General features: G+C 68.1%; 12 protein-coding genes. 2 read left to right on the top strand and 10 right to left on the bottom strand.

What is annotated here, in order from left to right; all coding sequences use genetic code 11:
* Positions 1-165 precede the first annotated feature (165 nt).
* Together purF and ACFQE9_RS03195 are read right to left on the bottom strand one after the other, a co-directional pair.
* On the bottom strand, positions 166-1,668 hold the full coding sequence (purF, locus tag ACFQE9_RS03200; RefSeq protein ID WP_379740215.1) for an amidophosphoribosyltransferase: 1,503 nt from the start codon (positions 1,666-1,668) through the stop codon (positions 166-168).
* Positions 1,669-1,800: 132 nt separating this feature from the next.
* Entirely contained in the window at positions 1,801-2,862 is a 1,062-nt protein-coding gene (locus ACFQE9_RS03195; protein WP_379740213.1) for a M20/M25/M40 family metallo-hydrolase, read from the bottom strand.
* A gap of 177 nt (positions 2,863-3,039) precedes the next feature.
* Between ACFQE9_RS03195 and ACFQE9_RS03190 the strand changes: the two genes are divergently transcribed.
* Positions 3,040-3,999 carry a zinc-dependent metalloprotease gene (locus tag ACFQE9_RS03190; protein WP_379741320.1) on the top strand — a complete coding sequence of 320 codons (960 nt, stop codon included), beginning with the start codon at positions 3,040-3,042 and terminating at the stop codon, positions 3,997-3,999.
* 19 nt (positions 4,000-4,018) lie between these two features.
* On the opposite strand, the gene ACFQE9_RS03185 is transcribed toward ACFQE9_RS03190, so the two are convergent.
* From ACFQE9_RS03185 to ACFQE9_RS03155, 7 genes are all read right to left on the bottom strand, one after another.
* The gene (locus ACFQE9_RS03185) at positions 4,019-4,258 is read right to left on the bottom strand and encodes a hypothetical protein (RefSeq protein WP_379740210.1); all 240 of its coding nucleotides are present in this window, start codon (positions 4,256-4,258) and stop codon (positions 4,019-4,021) included.
* Between the two features lie 111 nt (positions 4,259-4,369).
* Positions 4,370-5,158: an IclR family transcriptional regulator gene (locus tag ACFQE9_RS03180; RefSeq protein ID WP_379740207.1), complete on the bottom strand. Its 789-nt coding sequence runs from the start codon at positions 5,156-5,158 to the stop codon at positions 4,370-4,372.
* A gap of 276 nt (positions 5,159-5,434) precedes the next feature.
* Positions 5,435-7,117, bottom strand: a complete 1,683-nt coding sequence (locus tag ACFQE9_RS03175; RefSeq protein ID WP_379740204.1) for a dihydrolipoamide acetyltransferase family protein — start codon at positions 7,115-7,117, stop codon at positions 5,435-5,437.
* Positions 7,118-7,119: 2 nt separating this feature from the next.
* On the bottom strand, positions 7,120-8,103 hold the full coding sequence (locus tag ACFQE9_RS03170) for an alpha-ketoacid dehydrogenase subunit beta (protein WP_379740200.1): 984 nt from the start codon (positions 8,101-8,103) through the stop codon (positions 7,120-7,122).
* Positions 8,100-9,083 (bottom strand): thiamine pyrophosphate-dependent dehydrogenase E1 component subunit alpha, encoded by a 984-nt coding sequence (locus ACFQE9_RS03165; RefSeq protein ID WP_379740197.1) that lies wholly within the window; start codon positions 9,081-9,083, stop codon positions 8,100-8,102. Before ACFQE9_RS03165 ends, ACFQE9_RS03170 begins: the two co-directional genes overlap by 4 nt.
* A gap of 71 nt (positions 9,084-9,154) precedes the next feature.
* On the bottom strand, positions 9,155-10,225 hold the full coding sequence (locus tag ACFQE9_RS03160) for a glycerol dehydrogenase (protein WP_379740194.1): 1,071 nt from the start codon (positions 10,223-10,225) through the stop codon (positions 9,155-9,157).
* Positions 10,226-10,229: 4 nt separating this feature from the next.
* Entirely contained in the window at positions 10,230-11,360 is a 1,131-nt protein-coding gene (locus ACFQE9_RS03155) for a zinc-dependent alcohol dehydrogenase (protein WP_379740191.1), read from the bottom strand.
* Between the two features lie 108 nt (positions 11,361-11,468).
* Between ACFQE9_RS03155 and ACFQE9_RS03150 the strand changes: the two genes are divergently transcribed.
* Positions 11,469-12,941 (top strand): aldehyde dehydrogenase family protein, encoded by a 1,473-nt coding sequence (locus tag ACFQE9_RS03150; protein ID WP_379740188.1) that lies wholly within the window; start codon positions 11,469-11,471, stop codon positions 12,939-12,941.
* A gap of 160 nt (positions 12,942-13,101) precedes the next feature.
* Here ACFQE9_RS03150 and ACFQE9_RS03145 read toward each other — a convergent pair whose 3' ends face one another.
* Complete coding sequence (locus ACFQE9_RS03145; RefSeq protein ID WP_379740184.1) at positions 13,102-14,067, bottom strand: NAD-dependent epimerase/dehydratase family protein; 966 nt, start codon at positions 14,065-14,067, stop codon at positions 13,102-13,104.
* Between the last annotated feature and the right edge of the window lie 13 nt (positions 14,068-14,080).

Below are 14,080 nucleotides of genomic sequence, written 5' to 3'. Positions count from 1 at the left end.
GCCGAGACGGGTATCCGGAAAAGATCGCGTATCGATCACTGATCGATCTCGATGACGCGACGTAGACCATGACGATGACGGTGGCTTCCGGTCCCTCAGCCGTCGTCGATCGTTCCCATCGCCATGATCGCCCGCGATCAGTCGCCCGCGATCAGTCGTCCGCGATCAGTCGTCCGCGAGGGGCTCCCCGCCGATGGCCGGCCGCTGCACGTCGCGATCGGTCGTTTCGCCCTCGACGTCGAAGGGATACTCCCCGGTCACACAGCCCAGACAGAGGTCCCCATGGTCGGAATCGAGCGTCTCGGCGATCGCGTCGATCGACAGATACGACAGGGAGTCGGCCCCGATCGCCTCGCGGATCTCCTCCGTCGACCGGTCGGAGGCGATGAGTTCCTCGCGAGTCGCCATGTCGATCCCCAGATAACACGGCGCGACGATCGGCGGCGCGCCGATCCGCATGTGGACCTCCTCGGCGCCCGCCTCCGAGACGAGGTCGACGAGCTGTGTGGAGGTCGTCCCGCGAACGATGGAGTCGTCGATGATCGTCACCGTCCGCCCCTCGACCGTCGATTTGATCGGATTGAGCTTGAGCCGAACGGCCCGCTCGCGTTCGTCCTGGGTCGGCATGATGAACGTCCGGCCGACGTAGCGGTTCTTCATCAGCCCCTCGGCGAACTCGACCCCGTCGTCCCCGTCGGGGCGGGGCTCTCCGTCGGCGGTCGTCTCGTTGGCCGCGTCGGCATAGCCCGAGGCGAACGCCCGCCCGGAGTCGGGAACCGGCATGACGACGTCGGTCTCCACGCCCGCCTCCTCCCAGAGCTTCCGGCCGAGGTTCCGGCGAACCTCGTAGACGAGCTCCTCGTCGATGACGGAGTCGGGCCTGGCGAAGTAGACGTGTTCGAAAAAGCAGTGGGCGGTGTTGTCCTCCTCGACGAGCTGGTAGGTGTCGTAGCCGGTCCCGTCGGGATCGAGGACGACGAGCTCCCCCGGCCTGACGTCGCGGATCAGCTCCCCGTCGAGGGTGTCGATCGCCGCCGACTCGGAGGCGAGCACGTAGCCGTCCTCCAGCCGCCCGATACAGAGCGGCCGGTTGCCCTTCGGGTCCCGTACGCCGAGAACGGTGTCGTCGTGCATGATCGAAAGCGAGTAGGAGCCGTGGATCCGCTCCATCGTGCGCTTCACCGCGCGAACGAGGTCGCGATCGAGGAGGTTTCGCGCCAGGTCGTGGGCGATGACCTCCGTGTCCCCGTCGGAGGTGAACGCGTGACCCTGGTGTGCCAGATCCTCTCGGATCTCGTCGGCGTTTACGAGGTTACCGTTGTGCGAGAGCCCCAGCGATCCGGACTTGAACGACACCGAGAAGGGCTGTGCACAGCTCTTGTCGAGGCTGCCCGCGGTCGGATACCGGACGTGGCCGATCCCAGTCGTCCCGTTCAGCGACTCCAGGTCCTCGGGATCGAAGGCGTCGCCGACGAGTCCGCGTTCGACGTGACCGTGCTGTTGGAAGCCGTCGTGGGTGACGATCCCCGCGGACTCCTGGCCACGGTGTTGGAGCGCGTACAGCGCGTAATAAAGCGGTCGCGACGCCGAACGGTCCTCGAGTGCGACCCCCACGACGCCGCACTTCTCGCGCGGGCCGGAGGCGGTCCCATCCCCTCGGGGTTCCATATCGATCGGTCCGTGATCGACTCGTAAAAAGACTCGTGTTTGTGCGTCTTCGGTGTCGAGAGCAAACAGATCGATCCATAATTCTGGATCGTCACGCGCTCGCTGCCGATCGATCCCCTCCCGCGTTCGCGATCAGACGTCGACCGCGAACTCGTCGTATTCGCCGGCCGCCTCCGCCACCGCGGCCAACAGGTCGGGGACGTCCGTCAGGTCCGCCGTGTCGATCACCTCGACGGGCGTGTGCATGTATCGATTCGGGATTGAGACGATGAGCGAGGGGATGCCGGACCGCGAGGTGTAGAAGGCGTCGGCGTCGGTTCCGGTTCGGGTTCCGGCCGCCTGCAGCTGGACGTCGATCCCCGCGTCGTCCGCCGATTCGCGCGCGAGATCGACGAGCACGGGATGGTTCACGCTGCCGCGGGTGACGACCGGTCCCTCGCCGAGCTCGACGGGACCGCGTCGCTTGGCCTCGACGCCGGGCGTGTCCGTGGCGTGTGTCACGTCCACGGCGAGGAACGCGTCGGGATCGAGGCCGTGACCGACCATTCGCGCGCCCTGGAGGCCGATCTCCTCTTGGACCGTCGAGACGGCGTAGACGGTCGCGTCGACGTCGGCCTCGGAGACGCGCCGCAGCGTTTCGGCGGCACACCACGTCCCCGTCCGGTTGTCCATGCCCCGGGCCGCGAGGCGATCGCCCGCAAGCTCACGGAGCGTCGTCGAGAACGTCACCGGATCGCCGACCTCGACGAGTTCGTGTGCCTCCTCCTCGTCGTCGGCGCCGACGTCGACGAACTGCGCGGAGACGTCCTCGTACTCCTCCTCGCCGCCGTTCCGCAGGTGGATAGCCGTCTGTCCGATGACGCCCTGGACCGGCTCGTCGGCGTGGATCGTCACGTGTTGGCCCTTCGAGACGGTGCGGTCGGCCCCGCCCACCGAGGCGATCCGGAGGTAGCCGTCCTCCAGCACGTCCCGGACGATGAAGCCGATCTCGTCGGCGTGGCCGGTCACGGCGATCTCCGGGCCGTCGCCGCTCCCCTCGTGGACCGCGATCGCGTTTCCGTAGGCGTCGACCTCGATCTCGTCGGCGAATCGCTCGACGTAGTCGATCCACACCCGCTGGCCGTCCGTCTCGAACCCCGAGGGACTCGGCGTCTCCAGTAGGTCCTCCAAGAACTCCCGCCGTCGTTCGTCCATGGGCGATCCATCGTGAGCGATCCGTATCAAACCGACGACCCGAACCGGATCGCCGCGATCACGGACCTAAAACGGTGTGGGGCCATCCCGGACACGGACGCGTTCGATCGGCGAGCGCGAGCGGATGTGGCAGTGGTTGGACGCAAACGCTTTCCCTTCGGCACCCCGACCACGGCCATGAACCTCCTCCGTAGCGTTCGGGCGGTGGCCGACGCCTCCGGCACGGGAGTCGTCGACTGGGAGAACGCGGCGACCGCCGCCAAGGAGGGAACCGATCCCGGCTCGTTGGATCTCTCGCGGGCCGATCGAGAGGGGTACGCCGGCGACGTGCGGGCGGCGAGAGACCGGATCCGCGACGTCTCGAAGCTGTCCTTCGACGTCCCGGCGACCGCACAGATCCAGAACCGACACCACTGGATCGACGCCAACGTCGAGACGTTCCGGACGGTGATGGCGCCGATCGAGTCACACGCCTCGACGTGGTTCCCCGAGTTCTCGCGGATCGCGAACACCGGAACGATGTCCGTCCTCCTCGGCTTCCTCGCGCGCAACGTCCTCGGACAGTACGATCCGCTCCTTTTGGCCGACGATCCCGACGGCGACCACGGGCTCTACTTCGTCCATCCGAACGTCGTCGAGGCGGCGGACGCACTCGAGGTCGACTACCCCCGGTTCCGCCGCTGGATCGCGTTCCACGAGGTGGCCCACGCCGCGGAGTTCGGCGCGGCGCCCTGGCTCTCGGAGTACCTCGAGTCGCGCATGGAGGCGGGCGTCCTCGCGATGGCCGACGGCGAGCTCGACAGGGAGGCGTTCCGGGAGCTGGACGCGGCGATGACCGCCGTCGAGGGATACGCGGAGCTGCTCATGGACCGAGCGTTCGACGACACCTACGTCGACCTCCGGCGCAAGCTCGACGAGCGCCGACGGGCCGCCGGTCCGATCGCGCGGGTCGTCCGGCGGCTCCTCGGGTTCGGACTCAAGCGCCGCCAGTACGAGCGCGGGTCGGCATTCTTCGAGCACGTCGCGGACGCACGCGGGATCGAGGCGGCCACGGCGGCCTGGGACGGACCGGAATCGCTCCCGACGTCCGCCGAACTCGACCGGCCGGACGCGTGGATCCGTCGCGTCGATCCGTGATCGGCTCGGCCGACTCGATCTACCGTCGATTTCGATCCGCGCTCGGGCCGGTCGAAAGCTCCCCGAGGGTGCGGACGACGTACCACAGAAGCACCGCGGAGAAGACGAACCCGCCGCCGACCGCCGCGAGCAGCTCGCCCGTCGTCGCACCCGCCTGAACGGCGATCATTCCCGCGGACATCGTGATCACGGCGACGAAAACCATCTTGAGCAGCCAGTTGCCGCTGTCGCGTTCCTCCTGGGACATCGGATCGACCATCATCGATCCTCCCCCGGTCCCGTCCCGACGCGACCCGGCACGTACCCGTCCGTGTCCATGCGACGGGGTTGTCGCCGAACGGGCATGAATGGTCCGGACGCGATCCGGATCTCACACACCACGTTCGGTGTTGAGGTTCACCTCGGCGACGTTTGCGGCCCGGACGACCCGCTCCGCGAGTTCGCCGTGGATCCGACCGTCGTCCATTCGACTCGCCGGGCCGGAGACGCTAAGCGCCCCCGCGACGCGACCGTCGGAACACACGATCGGGGCGCCGACCGCGCGGATCCCGACCATCTGTTCCTCGTCGGCGATCGCAAAGCCCCGATCGCGGATCCGTCCGAGCTCCTCGTGGAGCTCCTCGAGGTCCGTGATCGTGTTCTCGGTCCTGTGTTCCATGCCCTGCTCGTCGACGATCGCTTCGACGCGATCGCGGGGGAGTTCGGCCAAAAGCGCCTTTCCGGAGGCCGTACAGTGGAGGTGACGGAGGCTCTCCTCGCGTTTTCGCGCGTGGTAGCGCTCGCCGACGGCGTCGTCGCCGAACACCTCGTACAACACGAGCACGCGGCCGCGGTGTTCCATGATGAGGTGGGCGCTCTCGCCGGTCGTCTCCGCGAGATCCTCGATCTCCTCCTTTGCAGCCCGATAGAGGACGTCGTTGTTCCGAACGTGCTCGCCGAGCGTGAGGAACTCCGGACCGAGCCGGTAGGTACCGTCGGCCTTGCGAACGTATCCGTGATCCATGAGCGTCGCGAGGTGCGTGTGAGCTGACCCCGGGGAGAGATCGACGGCCTCCGCGACCTCCGAGACCGTGGCCTCGTTCGCCCGCCGGAGGTACTCGATGATGGTACAGGAGACGTCGACCGACTGGATCTTGCGTCCGCCGCTCTCTCGTGACATTGTGGGCCTTCGCGGACCTGTCCGTAGGGCTGACGGCCGTATAAAGACTGCGAGGCGGTCGATCCGACCGTACGTGCCCGATCAGCCCGTATGGAACACATATCAGTGCAATATCATCGAGTTTGAACATGCCAGCACATCGAACGCCGTGGACGTTCGATCGATGAGCTGCGACCATTCCGAGGCGCGCACTGAGACCGATCGGGATCAAAATCACGTGATCGAGATCCGGTATCTCTCCGAAAACGTCTGCTCGACGAGAGTAACGTCTCGGGCCTACGAGAGGAGCGATTCGGGCGACTCGAGGAGGGATTTGACCTCCTGGAGGAAGCCGACCGCCGTCGCCCCCTCGACCACGCGGTGGTCGTAGGTGAGCGTCAGGTGCATCATCTCCCGCGGCTCGACCTCGCCGTCGACGACGCCGGCCTCCTCGAAGATCGTACACATGCCGAGGATCGCCGTCTGCGGCGGGTTGATCTGCGGGGTGTTGATGTAGGCGCCGAGGCTCCCGGCGTTCGAGACCGTGAACGTGCCGTTCTCGAGGTCCGATCGTTCGAGCGAGCGCGTCCGTGCACCCTCGGCGAGGCGGTCTATCTCCCGGCTCAGATCCCGGACTGGCCGGTCGTCGGCGTCGTAGATCGTCGGAACGAGCAGGCCGTCGTCGGTGTTGACGGCGATGCCGACGTTCACGTCCTCGTAGACGCGCAGGCTCTCGTCGTCGGTCACCTCCGCGTTGAGCACGTCGTATCTCGGCAGCGTCCGGCCGACCGCACGGATCACGAAGGCGGTGAGCGACAGCGGGGCTCCCCCGTTCCCGTCGGCGTCGTCCTCGACGGTCGCGTCCCACGCCGCAGAGAGGCGGTCGTACAGGCCGAGGAGATCGGTTACGTCCACGCGGGCGACCGTCGTCGTGCTCGCGTACTCGTTCGTGACCCGGCTCATCCGCTCGAACATCACGCCCGCGGTCCCGGCGAGCGGGTCCTCGCGCTCGATGGCCGGCCCCTCGTCGGGTTCCTCTACCCCCGTTCCCGCACCGGCGGACTCCGTCTCCGCCGTTGCGCCCTCGACTGCCGATCCGGGCGTTCCGTCCGCCGCCGATCCGGCCGTCCCGTCAGTCACCGCACCCGCCTCGGCCGTCCCGACGGGTTCATCCAGGGTGCGATCGAGGTACGCCTCGACGTCGGCGGCGCGGACGCGGTCGGTTCCGGCGTCCTCCGCGACCGCCGCGATCGACACGCCGTGGTTCGACGCCAACACGCGCGCCCACGGCGTCGCGAGCGCGTCCGCGTCCGTCGGGTTCGCCACGGGCTCGACCTCCAGTTCCGTCTCGTCCAGGATCGCCGGTTCGCTCGCGCGCTCGCCGCTCGTGGCGTCGGCAACCGATCCCTCGGCTCCGGCTTCGGCTCCGTCTCCCCCGCCTTCGAGGTACGCCTCGACGTGGTCCCGCGTGAGGTGTTTCGCGCCGGTCGCGGCCGCGACCGCGTCCGGATCCACGTTCGCCTCGCGGGCGGCGCGGCGCGCGGACGGCGTCGATCGGTAGGTTCCCGGTTCGACTCGCCGCGTGACCGCGCTCTCGCGACTCGAGGCGGGAGACGGCGACGGATCCGGGGACGATTCGGGCTCGCCGCCGCTCCCGGTCGTCGCTCCCCCTTCGGCCGTCGAGCCCTCGTCGGCGGACTCGCCCGCGGACGTCGCCTCGCTCCTTGCCTCCTCCGTCAACTCGCCGGGATCGCCGACGTATCCGAGCTCGGTTCCGACCGACACGGTCTCGCCCTCCTCGACCAGCCGCTCGAGCAGGACGCCGTCGGCCTCCGCCGCGATCTCGCTGGACATCTTCTCCGACTCGAAGGACAGGACCGGATCGCCCTCCTCGACCGGATCGCCCACCTCCGCGTGCCACTCGAGGATGGTTCCCTCCTCGACCGTCTTCCCGCTCTTCGGAAGCGTGATCGTGTACATGTTCACTCACCGAGGGTGGATCGGACCGCCTCGATCACGTCGTCCTCGTCGGGGAGGTACGCCTCCTCGAGGTTCTCCGCGAAGGGAACCGGCGTGAAGGGGGCGCCGACGCGCTCGATCGGCGCGTCCAGGTGGAACAGCGCCTCCTCTGCGACCTCGGCCGCGATCTCCCCGCCGAACCCGCCGAAGGTCGCCGCCTCGTGGACGACCACGAGCCGGTGGGTCTTGCGGACCGACTCGAAGATGGGCTCCTTGTCGAGCGGGACGACCGTCCGCGGGTCGACGATCTCCGCGTCCACCCCGTCCGCGGCGAGCGACTCGGCGGCCTCCCGTGCCACGTCCACCATCCCACCGATGGCGACGATCGTGACGTCCTCGCCCTCGCGTTTCACCTCCGAGCGACAAAGCGGCACGGTGAACTCCTCGTCGGGGACCGTCCCCTCCTCCTCGTAGCGGAGCTTGTTCTCGAGGAAGATCACGGGGTCGTCGTCGCGGATGGCGGACTTCAACAGGCCGGCGTAGTCGTGGGCCGTCGACGGCGCCACGACCTTGATCCCCGGCACGTTCTGGAACCACGCGATCGGGCTCTGGCTGTGGTGGAGCCCGAACTGGTCGCCGGCCCCGTAGTTGGTCCGGATCACGAGCGGGACGCTCGTCCCGTCGCCGTAGTTGAAGTGCATCTTCGCCGCGTAGTTCGTGACGTGGTCGGCGATGATCGCGAGGAAGTCGCCGAACATGATCTCCATCACCGGGCGGGTGCCGGTCAACGCGGCGCCGACGGCGGTCCCGCCGAGCATCGTCTCCGAAAGCGGCGTATCGAAGACGCGCTCCTCGCCGAACTCCTCTTGAAGTCCCGTGGTCACCTGATAGAGGCCGCCGTAGTCGCCGACGTCCTCGCCGTAGACGAACACGCGCTCGTCGCGCTCGAGCTCCTCGGCCAGCGCCCGGTTGATACTCTCCCTGACGGAGAGTTCGCTCGTCGTCATCGGACGACACCCCCGTTGCGATCGACTTCGACGTCCTTGTAGACGTGGTACATCGCCTCCTCGTCGGGGAGCGGATCCTCGGCGGCGAACGCGAACGCCTCGTCGATCTCCTCGCGGATCGACTCGTCGATCTCCTCGAGCCACTCCTCGTCCGCGATCCCGTGGTCGAGCAGGCGCTCGCGGTAGATGTCGACCGGATCCCGGCGCTTCCACTTCTCGAGTTCCTCTTTCGGACGCCGCTCCTGGATGACCTCCGCGTGTGGCCGGTACCGGTACGTCTTCGCCTCGATGAGGGTCGGACCGTCGCCCCTGCGGGCCCGGTCGACCGCCTCCGTGGCGACGTCGACGACCTCGTCGGCGTCCTGGCCGTCGACGATCACGCTCGGCAGGTCGTGGCCGGCGAAGTCGACGAGGTCGTCGACCGCCGCGACCTCGCTGATCGGCGTCTCCTCGGTCCAGAGGTTGTTCTCGATGACGAAGACGACGGGGAGGTCCTCGACCGCGGCGTAGTTGAGCGCGGTGTGGAACTCGCCGCGGGTCGTCGCGCCGTCGCCGAAGAAGACCATCGAGACCCGGTCGATCCCGAGCTGACGGCTGCTGAGACCCGCCCCGACGGCGGCGTTGAGGTGGCTCCCGACCATCCCGGTCGTCCCGAGAATGGCGTGTTCCGTAGAGCCCATGTGGTGTTGGGTCGTCCGCCCGGAGGAGGGCCCCGACCGCGTCCCGAACATGCCGGCCGTCACCGTCTCCAGGGGAACCCGCATCAGGATCGGCGCGCGCGTTCGAAGCGAGGGGGCGATCCAGTCGTCGTCGGCCAACGCGTAGGTCGCCCCGACGCCGACCGCCTCCTGTCCGATGCTCAGGTGTGGCAGCTCGGGCACCCCGCCCGACTCGTAGGCGTCGAGGACCCGCTCCTCGAACCGACGCACGAAGAGGAGGTGCTCGTACACCTCCCGCCGTTGTGTGTCACTCGAACCCATGTCGAATTCGTCGGTATCGGAGGTGTATTAAGCTTCCCCTCCGAAGACGTAAAATACGGAGAGATACTTCTTTAGATTTCCTCGAGAAGTTCGTCGGCCGTCGCCAGCGCGTCCGCCGCCATCGACGGCGTGACGTCCATCGGTTCGTTCGACATCGTGGTGTCGTCGCGACACGACTCGGTCGCGACCGCCTCGAGGTCGGCGTCGATCCCCAGCTCCGAAAGCGCGTTGTCGATCCCGACGGATCCGGCGACCCGGAGCGCCTCCTCGAGGACGTCGGCGTCGCGGTCCTCCAAGACGAGCTGTGCGATCGTCGCGAAGGCGATCGTGAGTCCGTGTGGGGCCTTCGCGCCGACGCGCGAGAACCCCTTCCCGAAGGCGTGGGCCGCGGCCAGGCCGCCGCTCTCGAAGCCGACCCCGGAAAGCAGCGTGTTCGTCTCCACGATCCGCTCGACGGCCGGCGTCACGGCGTCTCGACGAACCGCGGCGAGCGCCGCCGGACCGTGGTCGGCGACGTTCCGAAAGCTCCGTCTCGCGAGGGTCGACGCCGCGTCCGTGGGGACGCCGCCGGCGTGGGTCCCGTTCCACGATCCCGCGACGGTCTCCGCCTCGAATCGGGTCGCGAAGGCGTCGCCGAGCCCGTACCGCAGAAACCGCTCCGGGGCCTCGGCGACGATCGCCGTGTCGACGAGAACGAGCTCCGGATTGCGACGCCTGTGAACGTATTCGTCGAACCCGCCGTCGGCGTCGTAGACGACTGACACGGAGCTACACGGGGCGTCCGTGCTCGCGATGGTCGCGACGATCGCCAGCTCGGTGCCGCTCCGTTCGGAGACGGCCTTGGCGGTGTCGAGCGCCACGCCGCCGCCGACCCCGACGACCAGGTTCGCACGCGCCGTCTCGACCCGCTCTACGAGCTCGTCGATGCGGTCGAACGTGCACGTGTCGACGCCGCGTTCGACCGCGACCACGTCGATACCGGCCGCCTCCAAGCCCGATCGGAGGTCGGACTCGGCGGTCGAGAGCGCGGTCTCGCCGCCCAGAAGCAGCGCCCGGTCTGCCGAGAGCGCCGCGAACGAATCGGCGTTCGAGAGCACGTCGCGGCCCTGCACGTAGGAGGCGGGAGCGATGAGACGCCTCATGGTCTCAGACGCCGCCCGGGTGGATGGTCGCCCGGTAGGCCTCGCCGCTCGCCTGTCTCTCGTAGGCCGTTTCGGCGTCCTCGAAGTCGGTCTTGCAGTTGAACAGCTCCCTGAAGGGGACCTCCCCGCCGAGCTGGTCGAGGAGCGAGATGGCCGTCTCGAACTGAATGGGCGGGTACGCGAGGCTGCCGTGGACGTCGAGGTCCTTCTGGACGATCCGGGTCGGGTTGAGGTCCGTCTCGCCGTTGTAGGCGTAGTGACCGACCTCGACGAGCGTGCCGCCGTCGCGGGCGATCTCGATGCCCTGGGTCACGGCGTCGGGGACGCCGGCCGCCTCGATGACGAGATCCGGGCCGACGTGGCCGCTCGTGAGCGACTTCACGCCGTCGATCAGGGCCTCCTCGCCCTCGTAGTCCGTGAAGTTCACGGTCTCCGTCGCGCCGAACCGTTCGGCGAGTTCGAGCCGCTCCTCGACCGCGTCGACCATGATCACCTCTCCGGCGCCGCCCGCCTTCGCGGCGCTGGCGGCGAGCAGTCCCACGGGACCGGCCCCCTGGATGGCGACCGACTTGCCGATCCCGAACCCCTCGCGTGCGTCCGGGACGCCCGGAGCGAACCCGCGCTCGAAGGCCCGGGTGGCGACCGAAAGCGGCTCCGCGAGCGCGCCCAGCTCGACGTCCATGCCGTCGGGGAGGCGGTAGAAGCTGGCCCGGTCGTCGACGAGGACGTACTCGCTGAACCCGCCGTGGATCCCCTGTCGGTAGTCGACGTTCAGGAAGCCGTAGACGTCGCGGTCCTCACAGGTCGTCGGGCGGGCCGGAACGTTGTCGCAGTACCAACACTCGCCGCAGACGATCCCGGGCACGACCGTGATCGGGTCGCCCTCCGCGATCGGGTCGCCCTTCGAGTCGCTTTCGACCGACTCGCCCACGCCGGCGACCCTCCCGGCGAACTCGTGGCCGGGAACGACCGGGAACTCGAGATCCATCCCGCCGTCGTTCATGTGCACGTCCGACCCGCAGATGCCGCTCAGCTCGACCTCGACGAGGACGTCGTTCGGGCCGAGATCCGGGACCTCGAGCTCGCGCTGTGCGAGGCTGCCCGGCTCCTCCATGACGAGTGCGCTCGATTGCATTCGATCGGATACTCGCGAGTTCGATACTTATCTTTTGGGTGTAGCTACCACGTCCCGCGAGGAGGGACACAGAACCCTTATACTCCATCCTCGGCAATGGACGGTACGATGTCAGAACAACGCTCGAAGCCAACCGGGCTGTACGTTGCGGGCGAGTGGATCACCGACACCGACGAGTCGATCGTCTCCACGGATCCGAGCGACGCCGACGAGGTCGTCGCCGAGGTCGCAAAGGGCGACCGCGCGGACGCGCAGGCGGCGATCGACGCCGCGGTCGAGACCCAAGACGAGTGGGCGTCCCTGACGACCCACGAGCGCGGCGCCTACCTCCACGAGACCGCCTCCATCATCGAGGACCGAAAGGAGGAGCTCAGCCGGCTCGTCACCCGCGAGATGGGCAAGACGATCGGCGCGGCGAGCGGCGAGCTTCAGCGCACGATCGACCTGCTCAACTACTACGCCGAGGTCGCACGCGACGCCGGCGGCAACGCGCCCCCGAGCGCCAGCGAGAACACGCTCACCTACACCCAGCGCGAGCCGTGGGGGACGGCGGGCGTCATCACGCCGTGGAACTACCCGATCGCGATCCCGACCTGGAAGATCGCCCCGGCGCTCGTCGCCGGCAACACGATCGTCTTCAAGCCGGCCTCCCAGACGCCGGCCATCGCGGCCGAGCTCGTGCGCGCATTCGAGGAGGCGGGCGTTCCGGAGGGCGTCATCAACTTCGTCCCCGGCTCCGGCAGCGACGTGGGCGACGAGATCACGACGAACGACGACGTCGACATCGTCACCTTCACGGGCAGCTACCAGGTCGGCGACCACGTCCACACCGCGGCCGCGGAGGCCGGCAAGCGCGTCCAGTGTGAGATGGGCGGCAAGAACCCGATCATCGTCGACGAAAGCGCGGACATCGACCTGGCCGTCGAGTTGACGATCAACGGCGCGTTCACCGGCCTCTCCGGGCAGGCGTGTACCGCCACGAGCCGCGCCGTGGTTCTCGACGAGGTCCACGACGAGTACGTCGATCGCCTCCTCGAGCGCGTCGAGTCGCTCACCGTCGGACATCCCCTCGAGGAGGGCTCCGACCTGGGACCGAAGTCCTCGGCGGACAGCCTCGAGGGCGACCTCGAGTACGTCGAGATCGGCGAGTCGGAGGGCGCCACGCTTCGCACCGGAGGAAGCCGGATCGAGGACGGCGAGTTCGCCGGCGGCCACTACATCGAGCCGGCCGTCTTCACCGACGTCGAGCCCGACATGCGGATCGCACAGGAGGAGATCTTCGGACCCGTCCTCTCGGTCATCGAGGTCGGGGACTACGAGGAGGCCATGGAGGTCGCGAACGGCGTCGAGTACGGCCTCTCCGCGTCCATCTGTACGAACCGTCTGGACCACGCCAAGCAGTTCGCCCGCGACATCGAGACGGGCATCGTGAAGGTGAACCAGACCTCGACGGGCGTCGAGATGCAGATGCCCTTCGGCGGTCGCAAGAACTCGAGCACGGAGACCTTCAAGGAGCAGGGTCGCCAGGCGCTCGACTTCTACACCCACGAGAAGGCCGTCTACGTGACGCACAACGAGTAACTCCCCCTTCGGGGAGCCGGACTGCCGTCCCGCCCTCGTAGTTCGCGTTTCGAATTTTTTCCTCGTCCCGTCGATCGAACGTCCCGTCGATCAGGTCGGAACGAGGGCGCTCGACTGGTCGGTTCGGCGCCGTTCGCCTGGTCGGGATGGGACCGTTCGATCAGACCGGCTCCAGACCGTTGTCCCGCCTGAGCACGTTCACGTATCGTTTGACGCCCTTCCGCAGGTCGTCGTAGTCGGGGTCGTAGCCGAGGTCGGCGCGCGCCGCCGAGTCGTCCATCGTGTGGGTCCAGGGACACTCGCCCTCCGCCGTCACCTCGATGTCGGCGTCGGGAAGCAGGTCGCGGACGACGTCGGCGACGTCCGCCAGGGTGGCCTGGGTCCCGCAGACGTTGTAGGCCGGCCACGAGATGACCTCGTCGGGCACGAACGCCGCCGTCGCGAACGCGTGTGCCGCGTCGGTGGCGTACTGCCAGTCGAAGACCGCGTCAGCGGGACCGATCTCGACGGACTCGCCGAGCGCCGGCCCCTCGATCACGCGGGTGAATGAGGTCGCGCTTCCGCTCTCTCGATAGGGTCCGTAGACGAGCGTCGGGCGCAACCCGACGTGGGAGACCCCGTGGTCCTCGCGATAGACCTCCGCCTGCCGCTCGTTGTAGGCCTTCGCGGCGCCGTAGAGCGTCGCCGGACGCACCAGGTCGTCCTCGGTCACCTGACGGCCCTCGTAGTGTTCGGGGGGCGCATAGACCGCCGAGCTCGAGGCCCACACGACGCGCTCGATCCGGTCGAAGGTTCGTGCGGCCTCGAACATCGTGTTCGTCCCGGTGACGTTCACGTCGATCGCGGCCCGCGGATCGTCCCGGGTCCGGTTCGTCAAAAGCGCGGCGAGATGGACGATCCGCGTTGCGTCCGTCTTCTCGATCGCGCGAAAGACCGCGGTCGCGTCCGTGATGTCCCCACGGATCGTGTGTACGTCGTCAGCGATGTCGAGCCGCGAGAGCGGCTCGGAGTCCGTTCGAATGTCGAAACTGACCACCTCGTGGCCGCGATCGAGGAGGTCGGCGGCCGTGTAGGCCCCGATGAAACCGGTACCGCCGGTAACGAGGACCGTCTCTCCTGTCGTCATCCCCTGGAGATGG

This window comes from Halopenitus salinus, from assembly GCF_042662125.1.
Taxonomy (GTDB): Archaea; Halobacteriota; Halobacteria; order Halobacteriales; family Haloferacaceae; genus Halopenitus; species Halopenitus salinus.
The sequence above is the reverse complement of the archived record's forward strand: the minus strand, read 5'-3'. Positions and strand labels throughout refer to the sequence as shown.